The sequence below is a fragment of the Flexivirga oryzae genome (assembly GCF_014190805.1).
GTDB lineage: Bacteria > Actinomycetota > Actinomycetes > Actinomycetales > Dermatophilaceae > Flexivirga > Flexivirga oryzae.
On sequence record NZ_JACHVQ010000001.1, the window covers coordinates 573,269 to 590,463 of the forward strand.

Sequence of the window (17,195 nt, forward strand, 5' to 3'; positions counted from 1 at the left end):
GCTAATCCTTGTGGCGGGTGACCGGTTCCGCCCGGGGACGGAGGCGTCCGCCGCCCGGACGACCTATTGTCGAGACATGCTCATCTGTGCGGAAGTGCTGCTCGTGGCGACGCGCGCCGACGGCAGGCCGTTCACGGACAAATCCCGTCTCGACCTGGCACTGGCCGGAGCGGTGTTGTGCGAGTTGGCAGCGTGCGGGCGGATCGCGGTCAAGGACGGTCGGCTGGTCGTGCTCGACGCCCGGCCCGGTGGCGATCCGCTGCTCGACCATGCCCTCGCGATCTTCGCGCCGAAGGCCGGCAAGAAGCCGGCGCGCGTGCTGCCGGCGGTGGCGAAGGGCCAGACCGACCGCACCTACGACCGACTCGTGGCGGACGGAGCGGTACGGCGCGAGAAGGGCGGATTCCTGCAGCCACCGCGGCATCCCGTGCTCGACGTGGCCGGGCGAGCCCGGCTCGTGGACGCGGGCGGCCGGGTGCTCGCCGGCACCGCCCAGCCGGATCTGCACACCGGGTCGCTCGTCGCCCTGCTCGCCGCGGCGGATGTCATCACCAGGGTCTATGACAGCCGCCAGTTCGGTGTCTCCGGCCGTGAGCTGAAGAAGCGCGCGAAGGCCGTCGGCGAGCGGGACTGGGCGGCCGGTGCGGCGGCCGCGGCCATCCGCAGTGCCCAGGAGGCCGCCAGCGCGGCGATGGTCGCGGTCACGGCCGCCACGACGGTGACGGTCATCGGCAGTTGAACGACCTGGCGGCGCTGACCGAGCTGATCAGCGGTGGCGGGGTGGTCGCGCTCACCGGTGCCGGCCTGTCCACCGAGTCCGGCATACCCGACTATCGCGGTGCGGACGGCAAGCGCCGGTTCGCGCCGATGACGGCGCAGGAACTGCTGGCCGACCGGGAGGCGCGGCGCCGCTACTGGGCGCGCTCCTACGTCGGCTGGCCACGGTTCGCCTCGGCCGGCCCGAACCAGGGTCACTATGCGGTCGCGGCGTTGCAGGCCGCCGGCTACCTCGGCCCGATCATCACCCAGAACGTCGACGGACTGCACCAGGCCGCCGGTGCGGTCGACGTCGCCGAGCTGCACGGCAGCCTCGAACAGGTCGTGTGCATGCAGTGCGGCGAGCACTACGCCCGTGGCACGGTCGACGAGTGGCTGCGGCTGGCGAATCCGGACTTCGACCGGTCCGCGGACGGCCCGCTGCGCCCCGACGGCGATGTCGCGATCGCCGAATCGCTGATCGCCGGGTTCCGGCTGGTGCACTGCGTCGTGTGCGGCTCCGACCTGCTCAAGCCGGACGTGGTGATGTTCGGGGAGTCGGTGCCGAAAACGCTGGTCGAGCAATGCTTCTCGTATGTCGCTGCCGCGCGTGCGGTGCTCGTCCTCGGTTCGTCGCTGGCTGTGATGTCCGGTTACCGCTTCGTGCGCCGCGCGGTCCGGGAGGGCATCCCGGTCGCCGTCATCACCCACGGCTGGACGCGCGCGACCGACGAGGAGGTGTCGGTGCGCGTCGATGCGCCGCTGGGGGAGACGTTGACCGGTGTGGCCGACGCGCTCACCGGATGATCACCCCGCGAAGTTCTCCCCCGCTTCGCTCCTCCGATACTTCGCAGGGACCCCGATCTTCCTTGTGCAACTTGTCCGTTGGCCCGACCTGCGTCACACGCGCCGCAGAACCGCGGTGACCTTGCCGAGGATCGTCGCGTCGTCGCCGTCGATCGGGTCGTAGGCGTCGTTGTGGGGCAGCAGCCACACCTTGCCGCGGGTCCGCTTGAAGGTCTTGACGGTCGCCTCGTTGTCGAGCATCGCGGCCACGATGTCGCCGTTGGTCGCCGTCGGCTGCTGGCGCACCACGACCCAGTCGCCGTCGCAGATGGCCGCGTCGACCATCGAGTCGCCGACCACCTTCAGCAGGAACAGGTCGCCCTCGCCGACGAGTTGCTTGGGCAGCGGGAAGATGTCCTCGACGACCTCCTCGGCGAGGATCGGGCCACCGGCGGCGATGCGGCCGACCACCGGGATGTACGACGGGGACGGTCGCTGGTCGCCCAGCCCCGTCTCGTCCACCCCGGAGTCGTCGGCGCCGCGCACACTGGAACCGCCGCGGTAGCCGCGCATGTCGGTCGCGTCCGGGTCGATGACCTCCATGGCACGCGGCCGGTTGGGGTCGCGGCGCAGGTAACCCTTGCGCTCGAGCATCGTCAGCTGGTGCGCGACCGAGCTGGGACTGGTGAGGCCGACCGCGTCACCGATCTCGCGCAGGCTCGGCGGGTAGCCACGCCGATCGACCGAGTTGCGGATCACCTCCAGCACCTTGCGCTGCCGGGTCGTGAGGCTCTCGCCCCTGCGGTCGGGTAGTTCGTGCACATCTGCCATCGCGGCCATCTCCTCCTCGGCGAAGTTGCTCGAAAGCGGTCGGCCAGCAGGGTGCGCGGACGGCTGTCCGGACCCGGTTGTCGGTGGTCGGTGCTTGCCTTGGCTTCGTGAAAACAGCGTATGGGTTTAGGACACAAGTTCCAAACATCTGTACGACGCGTGTCTCGACCCGGTCGAACATCCGTGCTATAAATCCGACAGGTGTCCGATCGCACGGGTGTTCGGTCCAGGCCCACCGTCCGGGTCGTGCGTCAGTCGTCGCATCGCAGCTTCAGGAGGAAGAGATGAGTGCACTCGCCCAATGGGATGCCCCGGCCGACCCGCGCCCGGCGCGCCGCCACCTGCGTGCGGTCCCGACCGGCCCGCAGGCTTGCGGCGGCGGACGTGCCGTCGGTGTCCGGGTGCAATCCACCGGCCTGCGACTGACCGCACGCGGTCGCCGCCTGATCGGTGTCGTCGTCGCCGCAGCACTGCTCGTGGGCGCCGGCGCCGCGGCCAAGGCGTGGGCCACCACACCGGCAGCCGCGCCGCGCGGCGTGACGGTGCAGTCCGGGCAGACCCTGTCCGAGATCGCGCACCGCGCCTACCCCTCGATGCTGGTCTCCGACGCCGTCACCAAGGTGGCTCTGGCCAACGATCTCAACAGCCTCCAGGTGGTCGCCGGGGAGCACCTGCAACTGCCTCGGTGAGAGGCTGCGACGCGCCGTCCCCGGGCGCCTGACCAGCACTTTTCCGGGTCGACACGCCCCCTCTTGCACTTGTGGTGGGATCGGCTTAATATCCCTACATCTAGTAGTTACACGGATGGGATTTATCCACATCTAGTCCACATGAACAGTCCGGTCATCCCCAGTTCATCCACCGATTACCCACAGTCCCGTCCACAGGCCGAGGCGTGCGGCGGACGGGCCGGAAGCCGGTGCTGGGTGACGCGGGAGAGGGGTCGCGCATGCACTGTCCGTTCTGTCGACACGACGACAGTCGGGTCGTCGACAGCCGCACCAGCGAGGACGGCACCTGCATCAAGCGGCGTCGCCAGTGCCCCAACTGTGGCAAGCGCTTCTCGACGCTCGAGACGGCCAGCCTGACGGTGGTGAAACGCTCCGGCGCCAGCGAACCGTTCAGCCGGCAGAAGGTGCTGATCGGCGTCCGGAAGGCCTGCCAGGGACGGCCGGTCACCGAGGACCAGCTGGCACTGCTCGCCCAGGAGGTCGAGGAGTCGATCCGGGCGCAGGGCGCCGCGGAGATCGACGCCCACGACGTGGGCCTGGCCATCCTCGGCCCGCTGCGGACGCTCGACGAGGTGGCCTACCTGCGGTTCGCGAGCGTCTACCAGGCCTTCGAGGGGTTGGAGGACTTCGAGTCCGCGATCGCACTGCTCCGCGCGGAACGACCACCCACCGGGGTGGAGCCGCAACGGCAGCACGCCGACGACTGAGCGGGTCGCCCGACGATCCGGCACAGCGCTACAGCAACACCAGTAACACCGACACAACAGCAGCAGAGTCGACCACCGGCAGGTGGAAAGGAAGTTGGACATGACCGACACGGCAGACGCCGGCCCCCAGGCCCGGCAGGGCAACGCCACGCGCAAGGGGCTGACCGTCGAGCGCATCTTCACCACCCCTGGTGTCCACCCCTACGACGAGGTGACCTGGGAGCGGCGTGACGTCGTCCAGCAGAACTGGAAGACCGGGGAGACGATCTTCGAGCAGCGCGGAGTGGAATTCCCCGACAGCTGGTCGCTCAACGCCTCCACGATCGTGACCACCAAGTACTTCCGCGGCGCCCTCGGCACCCCCGAGCGGGAGAACAGCCTCAAGCAGCTGATCGACCGCGTGGTGCTGACCTACGTGCGCGCCGGCAAGGAGCACGGCTACTTCGCCACGGACGACGACGCCGAGATCTTCGAGCACGAGCTGACCTGGTCACTGCTGCACCAGGTGTTCAGCTTCAACTCGCCGGTGTGGTTCAACGTCGGCACCAAGTCGCCGCAACAGGTTTCGGCCTGCTTCATCCTGTCGGTCGACGACTCGATGGACTCGATCCTCAACTGGTACAAGGAGGAAGGGTTCATCTTCAAGGGCGGCTCCGGTGCCGGCCTCAACCTGTCCCGCATCCGGTCCTCCAAGGAGCTGCTGTCCTCCGGAGGCACCGCGTCGGGCCCGGTCTCGTTCATGCGCGGCGCCGACGCCTCCGCGGGCACCATCAAGTCCGGCGGCGCGACCCGCCGGGCAGCCAAGATGGTCGTGCTCGACGTCGACCACCCCGACATCGAGGAGTTCGTCGAGACCAAGGCGCGCGAGGAGGACAAGATCCGTGCGCTGCGCGACGCCGGCTTCGACATGGACCTGGGCGGCAAGGACATCACCTCGGTCCAGTACCAGAACGCCAACAACTCGGTGCGCGTCACCGACGAGTTCATGCGCGCCGTCGAGGACGGAGCATCGTTCGGGCTGCGCGCCCGTCATACCGGCGAGGTCATCGAGGAGGTCGACGCACGCACCCTCTTCGACAAGATCAACCAGGCGGCCTGGGAGTGCGCCGACCCGGGTCTGCAGTACGACGACACGATCAACGCCTGGCACACCAACCCCGAGACCGGCCGCATCACCGCGTCCAACCCGTGCTCGGAGTACATGTCGCTGGACAACAGCTCCTGCAACCTGGCCAGCCTCAACCTGCTGAAGTTCCTGCGCGAGGACGACACCTTCGACGCGGCCACCTTCCAGAAGGTGACCGAGCTGGTCATCACCGCCATGGACATCTCGATCTGCTTCGCCGACTTCCCGACCGAGTCGATCGGCCAGACCACCCGTGACTACCGCCAGCTGGGCATCGGCTACGCCAACCTCGGCGCGCTGCTGATGGCGACCGGCCACGGCTACGACTCCGAGGGCGGTCGCGCCCTCGCGGCGGCGATCACCTCGCTGCTGACCGGCGCGGCCTACAAGCGGTCCGCCGAGCTCGCCGGGATCGTCGGGCCCTACAACGGTTACGCCCGCAACGCCGACGCGCACCAGCGGGTCATGCGCAAGCACCAGGCGGCCAACGACGCCGTGCACACGCTGGACGCCATGGACTCCGAGATCCACCGCTACGCGACCCGGGCCTGGGCCGAGGTGGTCGAGGCCGGTGCCAAGAACGGCTTCCGCAACGCGCAGGCCTCGGTGCTCGCGCCGACCGGCACCATCGGTTTCATGATGGACTGCGACACCACCGGCATCGAGCCGGACTTCTCGCTGGTGAAGTTCAAGAAACTCGTCGGTGGCGGCTCGATGCAGATCGTCAACCAGACCATCCCGCGGGCGCTGAAGAAGCTGGGCTACCAGACCGAGCAGATCGAGGCGATCGTCGAGCACATCGCCGAGCACGGCCACGTGATCGACGCCCCTGGTCTGAAGCCGGAGCACTACGAGGTCTTCGACTGCGCGATGGGTGAGCGGGCGATCGCCCCGATGGGCCACGTGCGGATGATGGCCGCGACGCAGCCGTTCCTGTCCGGTGCGATCTCCAAGACCGTCAACCTGCCGGAGAGCGCGACGGTCGAGGACATCGCCGAAGTGCACCTGGAGGGCTGGAAGCTCGGTCTGAAGGCGCTGGCGGTCTACCGCGACAACTGCAAGGTCGGGCAGCCGCTGTCCGACGGCAAGAAGTCGGCCAAGAGCGAGGACGTCGAGCCGGAGAAGGTCGTCGAGTACCGCCCGGTGCGTCGTCGGCTCCCCAAGCGGCGCAAGAGCGAGACCACGTCGTTCGCGGTCGCGGGTGCCGAGGGTTACCTCACTGCCGGCACCTACGACGACGGCAAGCTGGGTGAGATCTTCCTCAAGCTGGGCAAGCAGGGATCGACCCTGGCCGGCATGATGGACGCCTTCTCGATCGCCGTGTCCGTCGGTCTGCAGTACGGCGTGCCGCTCGAGACGTATGTCGAGAAGTTCACCAACCTGCGGTTCGACCCGGCCGGTATGACCGACGACCCGGACGTCCGGATGGCGCAGTCGATCATGGACTACGTCTTCCGTCGCCTGGCGCTGGACCACCTCGACTTCGACACCCGGTCCTACCTGGGCATCCACACGGCTGCCGAGCGGGCCCGGCAGCTCGAAACCGGTTCCTACACCGAGGAGTCCGAGGCGGACGCCGATGAGGTGGCGGACGAGGTCGAGTCCTATTCGCAGTCCGTCGGCACTACCACGAAGCGCGAGGAGGCCACCGACTCCCACGCAGCGGAGACCGATGCCGCAGACCTGGACTACCGGTCCGGCTCCGGTGCCGCCGACGCCCGCGTGGTGTCCGGTGAGATCCACTCGTCCCAGGACCTGATGGAGCGCTTCCAGGGCAAGGCCGCCGACGCACCGATGTGCATGACCTGTGGCACCAAGATGCGTCCCGCCGGCTCCTGCTACGTCTGCGAGGGTTGCGGCTCCACCAGCGGCTGCAGCTGAAACCGCGCGATGCTGCGTTGAATGCAGCAAGCCATCGGCCCTCGACCATCTTCGGTCGAGGGCCGATGACGCTCAGGGATGTTCACGGATGCCAGCATGGTTCACGGGTATGAATTCTGACCCGGTGCTGCTGGTCGAAAACTGACCTCTCGGGGGCGCTGATCGGTGGTGGTTCTGGTGTCTGGTGTCTCCTACGGTGATGCTGTGACCGGCGCGATCGACCTCCACTTACCCACCGGATCTGGTGTGTACTCCGGGGAGCAGTTGGCGGTGCTCAAGGACGGACATCAGGCGGCTGTCCGGCTGGTCCGGGAGGTCTTGCAGCTGGACCGTCTCGATGTCTTCGCGGTCGACGCACCCGACATGGTGATCCCGAGTTGGGGTTGTGGTGGATATACCTACAGTGCGCGATCCGTGGTCCTTGCTGTCGATTCGTCACACCCGGCGACGATGTCTGCAGTACGCACGACTCTGGTCCACGAGTTTCACCACGTTGCGCGCGAGCGAGGACCTGGGTGCGGAACAAGCCTTCGGGCCCGCTCCTACGCCCAAGAGCGCGGGTTGAGCGCATCCGCCTTGGTAGACATCTCTGCCAAGGCGGTGACGCGCACGGCCCCGCGCGAAGCGACGAACTGACACAGTCGGACGGCCGGGTTTGAGTGTCATCGTAGTTCGATGAGGCGCTGGCCATCTTCGATCAGGCGCACAATCTCGTCGACCAGCGGCTCGAACCATGCCAGCAGGACGGTGCGGCGGGTATTGCCAATCCGCACCCAGACGACCGATGGTGCTTCACCGCCGTGGGCGATCATGTTCGAGAAGTCTTCGTCTTTGGTCACGATGACAGCCTGATTATCGAGCGCGAACCGCCACAGTTCCCGGTCGGACGCATCACCCGGCCCGATGTCGATGATGTGGTCGGCCTCGTGCCCGTGCTCGCGCAGAAGCCGGGCCGGTGCCGGTGGCAACTGGGCGTCGATGAGGAACCGCACGGCCTACGATGCGGTCAGGATCGCGTGGTCGACCAGCGCCGCGGCGTACTCGAGGCAGGCCTTGATGTCTTCCGCCGTGAGATACGGATAGTCGTCGAGGACTTCAGCCTCGTTGGCACCTGCGGCCAGCAGGGCGAGCACGTCGCCGACGCGCATACGGGTTCCACGCACCGTCGGACGCCCGTGGGCGACCTCCGGGTCGATGGCGATGCGATCAAGGAGCGGCATGCATCGAGGATAGCCCGGGTGGGAACGTCGCGACCGTTCATGCGGCAGCCTCGGCCGAGGAACAGCCGCAGTACGCTCACCTGAATGACGCAGGTGTTCCTCGGTGTCGACATCGGGACCTCGAGCAGCAAGGGCGTGCTCGTCGACCCGACCGGGGCCGTGCTCGCGCTCGCGACCCGGGACCATCGGGTGGACCGCCCGAAGCAGGGTCACGTCGAGATGGACGGCAACGTCTGGTGGGACGACTTCCGCGACATCACCAGGGAACTCGTCGGCTCCGGACCCTTCGAGGTGGCCGCGGTCGGCGTCAGCGGGATGGGGCCGTGCGTGCTGCTCGTCGACGAGCACGACCGGCCGGTGCGACCGGCGATCCTCTACGGCGTGGACACCCGGTCCCAGCGCCAACAGGACGAGTGCGACGAGCTGTTCGGCGCCGAGCAGATCCTGCATCGGTGCGGGTCGGCGATGTCCAGTCAGGCCGCCGCCGCGAAGATCGCGTGGGTCCGCGACGCCGAACCTGCGGCATACCGGCGCGCCCGCCGTCTCTTCATGGCCTCCTCCTGGCTGGTCCGCAAGCTGACCGGCAGCTACGTGCTGGACCACCACTCGGCCAGCCAGACCACGCCGCTCTACGACGTCCACGAGCACGCCTGGATCCGGGACTGGGCCGACGCCGTCGCGCCCGGCATCGAGCTGCCGCCGCTGCAGTGGGCCGACGAGGGCGCTGGTCACGTGACGGCCGCAGCAGCCGCGGAAACCCTGCTGCCCGAAGGTATTCCGGTGATCACGGGCACCATCGACGCCTGGTCGGAAGCCATCAGTGCCGATGCGCACAACCCGGGTGACCTGATGCTCATGTACGGCACCACCATGTTCCTGATCAACACCCTCACCGAACCGGTGCAGCTGCCGGCCCTGTGGGGACCGGTGGGTGCCTACGCCGACAGCTACAGCCTGGCCGGGGGTATGGCGACCTCCGGCGCGATCACCGCCTGGTTACGGGAGTTGTACGGCGGCGCGGACTTTGCGCAGCTCGCCGGTGAGGCCGCCCGGGTGCCGCCGGGCGCCGAGGGCCTGCTGATGCTGCCGTATTTCGCCGGGGAACGGACACCGATCATGGACCCGTCGGCGCGCGGCGTCATCGCCGGCCTGACGCTGTCCCATACCAGGGCGCACATCTATCGAGCCGCGTTGGAGGCCACCGCGTTCGGGGTGCGGCACAACCTGGAGACGATGCTGACGGCCGGCGCGCAGATCAGTCGGGTGATCGCTGTCGGCGGCGGCGCCACGAGCGAGCTGTGGCCGCAGATCGTCACCGACGTGACCGGCCGGGAGCAGCTGATCCCCGAGCAGACCGTCGGGGCGTCGTATGGCGCGGCTTACCTCGCGGCCACCCAGGTCATCGACGTGGCCATCGGCGACTGGAATCCGCCCCGCACCGTCTGCCGGCCGACGGCCGAGGCGCGAGGTGTGTATGACGAGCGCTACCGGCTCTACCGCGACCTCTACGAGAGCACCCGCGACACCGTGCACGCGCTGGCGGCGTCGGCCGACGCATAGCCGGTCCGGCATACGGATCAATTGTTCGAATGCCGGACGCGGTGCCGAGCGGCCGCGCCGAGGATGGGACACTGCGCACTGTGAAGGCGCTGCTCCTGGAAAGCATCCACCCGTTGGCCGAGTCCATCCTTCGTGACGCGGGATTCGAGGTCGAAACCCGCACTGGAGCGCTGGACGAGTCCGAGCTGGTCGACGCCCTGCAGGGCGTCGACGTCGTCGGGCTGCGGTCCAAGACCGAGATCACACCGACGGTGCTGGAGAAGACCCAGCTCACCGCGATCGGTGCGTTCTGCATCGGCACCAACCAGATCGCGCTGGGGGAGGCGGCCGCACGCGGCATCGCCACCTTCAACGCGCCGTTCTCCAACACCCGCAGTGTGGTGGAGCTGGCCATCGGCGAAATCATCGCGATGGCGCGCCGGCTCACCGAGAAGGACAGTTCGCTGCACAAGGGCGTGTGGGACAAGAACGCCAAGGGCGCCCACGAGATCCGCGGCCGCAAGATCGGCATCGTCGGCTACGGCAACATCGGCTCGCAGCTGTCCGTGGTCGCCGAGATGCTCGGTCTGCAGGTCTTCTTCTACGACACCGACGACAAGCTGGCGCTCGGCAACGCGCACCGCTGCGACAGCCTCGACGAGCTGCTCGAGACGGCCGAGGTCATCACGCTGCACGTGGACGGTCGCTCCGGCAACGCCGGCTTCTTCGGCGCCGCGCAGTTCGCCCGGATGCGACCGCGTGCGCTGTTCCTCAACCTGTCGCGCGGGTTCGTCGTCGACTACGACGCGCTGCGCGAGAACCTGCTGTCCGGTCACATCGCCGGTGCCGCCGTCGACGTCTTCCCGACCGAGCCCAAGAAGCGCGGCGAGGCGTTCGAGTCGCCACTGCAGAACATCCCCAACGTCATCCTCACCCCGCACGTCGGTGGTTCCACCGAGGAGGCGCAGGAGGACATCGGGCGATTCGTCGCCAGCAAGCTGCGCGACTACATCGACCGCGGCACGACCACCCTCAGCGTCAACCTGCCCTCCCTGACACTGGAGCAGCGTCCGGGCGGGCACCGCATCACGCATCTGCACCGCAACACCCCCGGCGTGCTCGCCAAGGTCAACAGCATCCTGGCCGACCACGACGTCAACATCGACGGTCAGCTGCTCAACACCCGTGGCGAGAACGGCTACGTCGTCACCGACGTCGCGCAGCTGCCGGACGCCGCCGTGGCGGCGCTGCGGGAGATGCCCGAGACGATCCAGCTGCGCGTCATCAGCTGATCCCCACGAAGTCCTCCGCTCCTTCGTGGAGTCTCAGGACGTCAGCTTCACCAGCCGATCGGCGATCTCCCCGACGACGGCATGTGACGTGGCGAGCGTCAGGCGCAGGAACCCGGTTGTCCCGCAATCGGATCCGTCGGTGCCAAGCACTCCGGCACGGCGAACCTCGCTCGGGCCGAAACCTGTCTCGCGCACGTCGAGCCAGTGGATGTAGGTCGCGGCGGGCGGGGTGTAGCCGATGCTCGGCGCCTGTGCGATGCGGTCGTTGAACAGATCGCGTCCGCGTCGCAGGTAGTCGACCGTCGCATCCAGGTGCGCGACACCGTCCGGGCTGTATGCCGCCGTCGCGGCGACCGCGCCCAGCGGTGACGTCCCGTGCCGGGTCACGAACGGTGAATCCTTCCAGCGGCGTTCCAGCTCGGGCGAGGTGAGGATCAGCTGGGCGCAGGCCAGGCCGGGCAGGTTCCAGCCCTTCGACGCGGACACCGCGGTCACCGTGTGGGCGGCGGTGCGTTCGTCCAGCGACGCGTACGGCACGTGCCGGCTGCCGGAATAGACCAGGGGAGAGTGGATCTCGTCGGCGAACACGCTCGACCCGGTGCGCTCGACGACGTCGGCGATCTGGAGCAGCTCCGCACGGGTGGCGACCTGCCCGGTCGGGTTGTGCGGGTTGATGACGACGAGTAGCCCGCCCTCGAGTGCGGTCGCCAGCCGCTCGGGGTCGATCACGAACCGGCCGCCGACCTGATCCATCGGCAGGGTGCGCAGCTCGTGCCCGACCGCGCCGGGAAGCTCCAGGAACGGCATGTATGCCGGGGTGGGCAGCACGACCGGCGTGCCCGGCTCGACCAGGTGACCGAGGGTGAACGCGAACGCTCCGAGCACGTCCGGCAGCAGGTGCACCTGCGACGGGTCCACCGCCCACCCGAACCGCTGCTGCTGGAAGGCAGCGCATGCGGCGCTGGTCGCCGCCGCGGCCGGCGTCGGGAGATACCCGGTCAGGCCGTCGGCGACGGCACCGGTGATGGCGTCGGTCACGACGGGTGCCAGCGGCAGGTCGGACTCCGCGATGAACGCACCCAGTTGATCGCCGCGCGTCACCGACCATTTCACCGAGCCGCGCGCCCGCAGCCGTTCGACGGTGATCCGGTCCATGACGCGTTCGATGTCCACGATCGCGACATTAACCCTCGTCCGCGGGCGCGTCGATGTAGGGGACGGCATACGAACCCACCACCTGGATGCGGTGGTCCTCGCTGCCGTCCCAGTCCAGCGGCAGGTCGTTCTCCCGGAACACCCGCGCGATGTGTTCGCCCACGGCGAGAGCCCCCTCGCCGGTCTCGTTGAACACGCCGAAACCGATGTAGAGCCGCTGCTCGAAGATCATCCGTTCGACGTCGGAGACCGTGCTGAAGCAGTAGCCCTCGACCGGATGCCCTTCGCCGGCAAGGGTGTTCGCCGCGTTGGACACGGCGGTCAGTGCCTGCGAAACGTCCGAACCCTCGCCGAAACCGAACACCACCCCTTCACCGGTCAGCCGCTCGAGTCCGCTGATCAGCCCGAGCGCCAGGTGACTGGGGAAGAGCACGTGCTTGTTGTGATCCCTGATCAGCCAGTCCACCACCTCCGGGACAGCGGCCTCGGTGATGTCCGCGTCGCGCAGCGCGGTGTCGGTCGCGATCTCCCAGCGGAGCCGGTCCTCGAGCTCGTCGCGGCTGTCGGTCCCGATGCAGATGCGGGTCATCAGCCGCCCGAGTGCGGTGTCCGGGTCGGGCACGAACTCGCCGGAGAAGTTGACGTCGCTGTCGCGCAGGTCGGTGGGCACTGCGCCATCGTGCCAAACTGATCGTGCGTGTGGGCAACTTTCACCGTGCGCATCGCGGCGTACAGCGACATCACGTAGCCTGTGCGGTCGATCCGTTTCCCCCGTTCCACCTGCGACACCCGGAGCTGTCAGACACCGTGGCCCTTGCCGACATCACCCGAGACGATGTACTCGCCGCCCTCCAGGAATGGCGGTCCCAGGGACGGGAATCGTTCCTCGCGGCATACGGTTTCGACCCCGACGTCGACCACGTGCTGCACGAGGGAGGCGTCGTGTATGACGCCCCCGCCATCGCGGCGGCGGCGCACGGCTTCGCCCGCGCGGACTTCGGTCCGCTCACCCCGGTGTCGTTGCCGCCGGCCGACGAGGTGGGCGCGCACCTGGAGAGCCTCGGCTTCGAGGTCAAGCGCGCCCAACGAACCAACGGGCCGAGCCCGGTGCGGCAGCGCGACCTGCGCCGCTGGAGGGCGACGTACGAGTTGATCAAGGTTGCCGCGAACAACGACCCAGCCGCGCAAACCCTGTGGCACCAAGTGGATTCGCTGCGAAACGACCGAGTCGCGGAGGCTCGCCAGCTGCTCGGCACCCTCGCGGTGAGTCGTGACCTGCACGCGTTCGTCGAGGGGTTCGCGGTCTGGTCGCGTCGCCCCGGGCCGTACGCGCAACACGCGTCCAACCTGCCGACCTGGCTGGGTCAGCTGCGCAGCACCGCGGAGGGTTACGAGCGCGACCTGGCCGACCTGCTCGTCGAAACGACCCAGACCCCGCACAACGACGACGAGGCGGCACTGCGGATCCGCGCCCTGGAGGAGTACACCGAGGGCAAGCTGGACGGCAGCCGCGTACCGACCGCACTGTCGGTCTTCTGGTCGACCGATGTGCGCAGTGACTGGCCGATCCTGTGGCCCGGCGGCTCCGACCCGTTCCAGACCCTGGGCTGGATGGGGCGCCACCTGAGCCACTCCGAACGCTACGTGGCGTTCGCCGAGCTGTGCCGCAACTTCGAACCCGACGACCCCCGGCTGGCCGAGCGGCTGATCGGTTACCTCGGCAGCAAGCAGTCGTTCGTCGGTCTCGGCACCGCGCTGCCCGACATCTGCGAGGAGGCCGCCGAGCTGATCGCGGGCTACAAACCGGGCCTGGGTTACCCCGACGCCGACTCCGAGGCGCGCGCCGCCGGGCTCGCGCTGCAACTGCGCGGCACCGCCACGCTGACCGCGCGATCACTGGTCGGCCCGCTGCAACAGGTGACCGGGGTGCGGTTGCACGAGACCAACCTGCAGACCAGGACCGGCCAGTCGAAGGACGCGCCGTACCGCGTCGACGCGCACGCGACCTGGGCGTTGCCCGGCGGGACCGGCGCTCCCGGATTCCGGCTGTGGATCACCCGGTCCGGTGTCGCCGTCGGGCTGCACTCCGGCTGGGATGGGCCCGGTTCGGCCGCGCGGCACGAGGAGATCGGCGCTGTCGTTGAGCAGCACCTGCCCGAGGACCTGCGGTTCTTCCACCTGCGCCCCACCAGCAGCCCCGACCGGGTGGAGCCGGTTGATCGCGAATACCCCGGCGGTGAGGTGTATGTCGGCCGGTGGTGGCCCCATCCAGAGGCACTCGGCCGGGCCGACTTCGCGGACCAGATCGTCGACACGGTGCGCCGGCTCGGGCCGCTCGTCGAGGTCATGTCGGGCAAGGAGCCGACCCCGACCGGGCCGGTCGACCTGGATCTGCTCGCCCAGTTGGAACGCTTCGCTGCCGAGCGCCCCTACCCGGGCGGACGCGACGCCTGGCACCAGGAGCAGCGCCGCTCGCTCGCCCAGGCACTGGAGCCGGCCGGGCTCGACGCGTTCGACCTGGCGGCGTTCCGCCGGCTGCTCAACGGCCGGGCCTACGGTCACCCCGGCGCCCACTCGGTGCTGCAGTCCAGTCTGGCGACGATGGACGCGGCCGGCCTCGACGCGTTCGCGCGCGCGATCAAGGAACTGCTGTGGGGCGACGGCGACGACGTCGCGCGCATCGAGCACATCCTCGGGGACGGGATGCCCGCACCCGGCCTCGGTGAAGCGGTCGTGATGAAGCTGATGGCGATCGTCCACCCGGGCCGCTACCTGCCGATCCACTCGCTGGGTGGGGCGGACGGCAAGATCGCCGTGGCTCGTGCGGTCGGTGTCGAACTCCCCAAGATCGACACCCCGAACCGGGCTCGCTTGCACGTGGTCATCAACGACCGGCTGCGGGCGCGACTCGAGCCGTTGTTGCCCGGAGACCCTTGGGGCCAGGTGCAATTCGCGCTCTGGTTGCTGCACAAGGGGGAGTCGGTCGCCGACCCCGAGCGGGACCTGATCGCCGAGGCCGCCGCCGAACTGCTGGTCGACGAGGACTTCCTGCGGGAGGTGCACGGCCTGTTGGAGGACAAGAAGCAGATCATCTTCTACGGCCCACCCGGCACCGGCAAGACCTACCTCGCGCAGCGTCTGGCCGCAGCGCTGCAGCCGGACTCCACCAAGCGGCAGGTGGTGCAGTTCCACCCGTCGACGTCGTACGAGGACTTCTTCGAAGGTTTCCGGCCGAGGCTGGACGCCGACGGTCAGATGGTCTACGAGCTGCGCAAGGGACCGCTCGCCATGCTCGCCGAGGCCGCTGAGGCGGACCCGACGACACCGCACATCATGCTGATCGACGAGATCAACCGGGCGAACCTGCCACGCGTCTTCGGGGAACTGCTGTACCTGCTGGAGTACCGGTCGCAGTCGGTCATGACGTCGTACCGGCCGGACGAGGGTTTCGAGCTGCCGCCGAACCTGTACTTCATCGGCACCATGAACACCGCCGACCGCTCGATCGCGCTGGTCGACGCCGCCCTGCGCCGACGCTTCCACTTCGTGCCGTTCATGCCGCACGAAGGCCCGATGGAGGGACTGTTGCGGCGCTGGCTGCAGGCGCACGACGGCCCGGTCTGGGTCGCCGGTGTCGTGGACCTGGTCAACGACGAATTGCGGCGTGCATTGCGCGGCCCACATCTGCAGATCGGGCATAGCCACTTCATGGTCGATGGCTTGAATGACGCTGCGCTGCAACGCATTTGGACCTACAGCGTCTATCCGTTCATCGAGGACCAGTTCTACGGGCGCGAGGAGGTGCTGCGGACGTTCACCTGGCAGAGCGTGCTGGAGCGGCACGGCCCGAAGGCACGCGCGGCCGCCGGCGAGGAGCCGCCACCGGCAGCGACCACCCCATGAGCGGCGTGCCGATCCCGTGAACGAGGTGTTGCTGCGCGAGCACAGCGACAGCGCGCCGTTGCGGTTGTCCGCGGCGGCACGGGTGGCGCTGCTGGAGGCCGCCGCCGACAAGATCACCGTCGTCGCGACGACCGACCCGGAGCGCGTCGTCCTGCGCACCGGCTCCTGGGTCGGGGCCCTCGTGGTGCCCGACTGCACCATCCGCGTTGAGCCGCGTGCGCCGATGGAGAACCTCTTCACGATGTTCTCCGCGGGCCTGCCCCCGGATGCGTGGGGGAGCGACAGCGTCGGCTGGTCCGGCGACAGTGAACTGGTCGACGGGGTCGCCGCGTTCCTGCTGCGGGCGATCGACACCGCGACCCGGCGCGGGCTGCTGCACGGATACGTCACGCTTGAGGAGGACACCAGCACCATCCGCGGGCGGCTGCTGGTCGATCAGCTCGCCACCCGGCCGTGGAACGCCGCAGCACCACCGTGCCGGTATGACGAGTTCACCCCCGACATCGCCGAGAACCGGCTGCTGCTGTGCGCGGTCCGCCAGGTGCTCAGCTGGCCGGACCTGCCGCCGCTGGTACGACGTGACGGGCTCCGGCTGGTGCAGCGTTTCGAAGGAGTCGAGCCCACCACACCCGACCAGCACCACGGCGACCTACCGATCACCCGCCTCAACGAGCACTACGCCCCGGCGCTGGAGCTGGCCCGCAAGGCGTTGGACGGCATCACGATCCGCCACCTCGAGGGTGAGCAGACGGCGCACGCGTTCATGGTCGACATGGACGACCTGTTCCGCCGCTGGATCACCGTCGAGCTGGCGGGCCGGCTCTGGCCGGACATCAGCCTGGAGGAGCAGCCGCAGTACGCGCTCGACGTCCAGGACCAGTGGCATTTCACGCCGGATGTGCTGCTGCGCCGCGACCAGCGACCGGCGTTGGTCGGCAACGTCGCCTACCACCTGGCGTCCGCCCGGCACGACGGGTCGGACTTCTACCCGCTGCTCGCCTACGCGGCGGCGCTCGGGTTGGAGGCGGGGCTGTTGATCTACGCCCACGCCGACGAGCCGCCGGCGCCCGAGGTCGTGGTCCGCAGCATCGGCACCCGGTTGTTGTGTGTGCCGCTGCGGCTCAACGTCCCGCCTGCGCGGTTGGCCGGCTCACTCGACACGCTCGCCGAACTGGTCCGCGTGGTGTCCTACCCGCGCCCGGCATACTCCCAGCGGCCGGCGTCGCCGATCCGCTGACGCTCCGCGGGCCGCCGGATCGGCATACTGG

At 68.8% G+C, this 17,195-nt stretch carries 15 protein-coding genes; 10 read left to right on the top strand and 5 right to left on the bottom strand.

The genetic code is table 11. The features are described from left to right. Positions 1 to 76: 76 nt before the first annotated feature. A complete protein-coding gene (locus FHU39_RS02680; protein ID WP_183318736.1) occupies positions 77 to 739 on the top strand; it encodes a GOLPH3/VPS74 family protein in 663 nt (220 codons plus the stop codon). After that, on the top strand, positions 736 to 1,563 hold the full coding sequence (locus FHU39_RS02685; protein ID WP_183318738.1) for a Sir2 family NAD-dependent protein deacetylase: 828 nt from the start codon (positions 736 to 738) through the stop codon (positions 1,561 to 1,563). Before FHU39_RS02680 ends, FHU39_RS02685 begins: the two co-directional genes overlap by 4 nt. Positions 1,564 to 1,656: 93 nt before the next feature. On the opposite strand, the gene lexA is transcribed toward FHU39_RS02685, so the two are convergent. Then, entirely contained in the window at positions 1,657 to 2,373 is a 717-nt protein-coding gene (gene lexA / locus FHU39_RS02690; RefSeq protein ID WP_183318739.1) for a transcriptional repressor LexA, read from the bottom strand. A gap of 284 nt (positions 2,374 to 2,657) precedes the next feature. On the opposite strand from lexA, the gene FHU39_RS02695 reads away from it, so the two are divergent. The 4 genes from FHU39_RS02695 to FHU39_RS02710 all read left to right on the top strand — a co-directional run bounded on the left by FHU39_RS02695 (position 2,658) and on the right by FHU39_RS02710 (position 7,454). After that, complete coding sequence (locus FHU39_RS02695) at positions 2,658 to 3,062, top strand: hypothetical protein (protein WP_183318741.1); 405 nt, start codon at positions 2,658 to 2,660, stop codon at positions 3,060 to 3,062. A 260-nt stretch (positions 3,063 to 3,322) separates the two neighbouring features. Beyond that, positions 3,323 to 3,811: a transcriptional regulator NrdR gene (nrdR, locus tag FHU39_RS02700; RefSeq protein ID WP_183318744.1), complete on the top strand. Its 489-nt coding sequence runs from the start codon at positions 3,323 to 3,325 to the stop codon at positions 3,809 to 3,811. A 100-nt stretch (positions 3,812 to 3,911) separates the two neighbouring features. Then, positions 3,912 to 6,818 (top strand): vitamin B12-dependent ribonucleotide reductase, encoded by a 2,907-nt coding sequence (locus FHU39_RS02705; protein ID WP_183318746.1) that lies wholly within the window; start codon positions 3,912 to 3,914, stop codon positions 6,816 to 6,818. A gap of 204 nt (positions 6,819 to 7,022) precedes the next feature. After that, positions 7,023 to 7,454, top strand: a complete 432-nt coding sequence (locus FHU39_RS02710) for a DUF2268 domain-containing putative Zn-dependent protease (protein WP_183318748.1) — start codon at positions 7,023 to 7,025, stop codon at positions 7,452 to 7,454. 26 nt (positions 7,455 to 7,480) lie between these two features. On the opposite strand, the gene FHU39_RS02715 is transcribed toward FHU39_RS02710, so the two are convergent. Further along, positions 7,481 to 7,810, bottom strand: coding sequence for a DUF5615 family PIN-like protein (locus FHU39_RS02715; protein WP_183318751.1), 330 nt, complete (start codon positions 7,808 to 7,810; stop codon positions 7,481 to 7,483). Between the two features lie 3 nt (positions 7,811 to 7,813). Next, entirely contained in the window at positions 7,814 to 8,038 is a 225-nt protein-coding gene (locus FHU39_RS02720; RefSeq protein ID WP_183318753.1) for a DUF433 domain-containing protein, read from the bottom strand. 84 nt (positions 8,039 to 8,122) lie between these two features. On the opposite strand from FHU39_RS02720, the gene FHU39_RS02725 reads away from it, so the two are divergent. Both FHU39_RS02725 and serA read left to right on the top strand, forming a co-directional pair. Beyond that, entirely contained in the window at positions 8,123 to 9,598 is a 1,476-nt protein-coding gene (locus FHU39_RS02725; protein ID WP_183318755.1) for an FGGY-family carbohydrate kinase, read from the top strand. A gap of 80 nt (positions 9,599 to 9,678) precedes the next feature. Then, the gene (serA, locus tag FHU39_RS02730) at positions 9,679 to 10,869 is read left to right on the top strand and encodes a phosphoglycerate dehydrogenase (RefSeq protein ID WP_343065709.1); all 1,191 of its coding nucleotides are present in this window, start codon (positions 9,679 to 9,681) and stop codon (positions 10,867 to 10,869) included. 33 nt (positions 10,870 to 10,902) lie between these two features. Here the strand turns inward: serA and FHU39_RS02735 are convergent, their stop codons facing one another. Together FHU39_RS02735 and FHU39_RS02740 are read right to left on the bottom strand one after the other, a co-directional pair. After that, positions 10,903 to 12,042, bottom strand: a complete 1,140-nt coding sequence (locus FHU39_RS02735; protein WP_183318759.1) for an aminotransferase class I/II-fold pyridoxal phosphate-dependent enzyme — start codon at positions 12,040 to 12,042, stop codon at positions 10,903 to 10,905. 10 nt (positions 12,043 to 12,052) lie between these two features. After that, positions 12,053 to 12,694, bottom strand: a complete 642-nt coding sequence (locus tag FHU39_RS02740) for a DUF6891 domain-containing protein (RefSeq protein WP_183318761.1) — start codon at positions 12,692 to 12,694, stop codon at positions 12,053 to 12,055. Positions 12,695 to 12,831: 137 nt separating this feature from the next. Between FHU39_RS02740 and FHU39_RS24885 the strand changes: the two genes are divergently transcribed. After that, positions 12,832 to 15,927, top strand: coding sequence for an AAA family ATPase (locus tag FHU39_RS24885; RefSeq protein WP_183318763.1), 3,096 nt, complete (start codon positions 12,832 to 12,834; stop codon positions 15,925 to 15,927). A gap of 16 nt (positions 15,928 to 15,943) precedes the next feature. After that, entirely contained in the window at positions 15,944 to 17,164 is a 1,221-nt protein-coding gene (locus tag FHU39_RS02750) for a 5-methylcytosine restriction system specificity protein McrC (RefSeq protein WP_183318765.1), read from the top strand. The last annotated feature ends 31 nt before the right edge of the window (positions 17,165 to 17,195 follow it).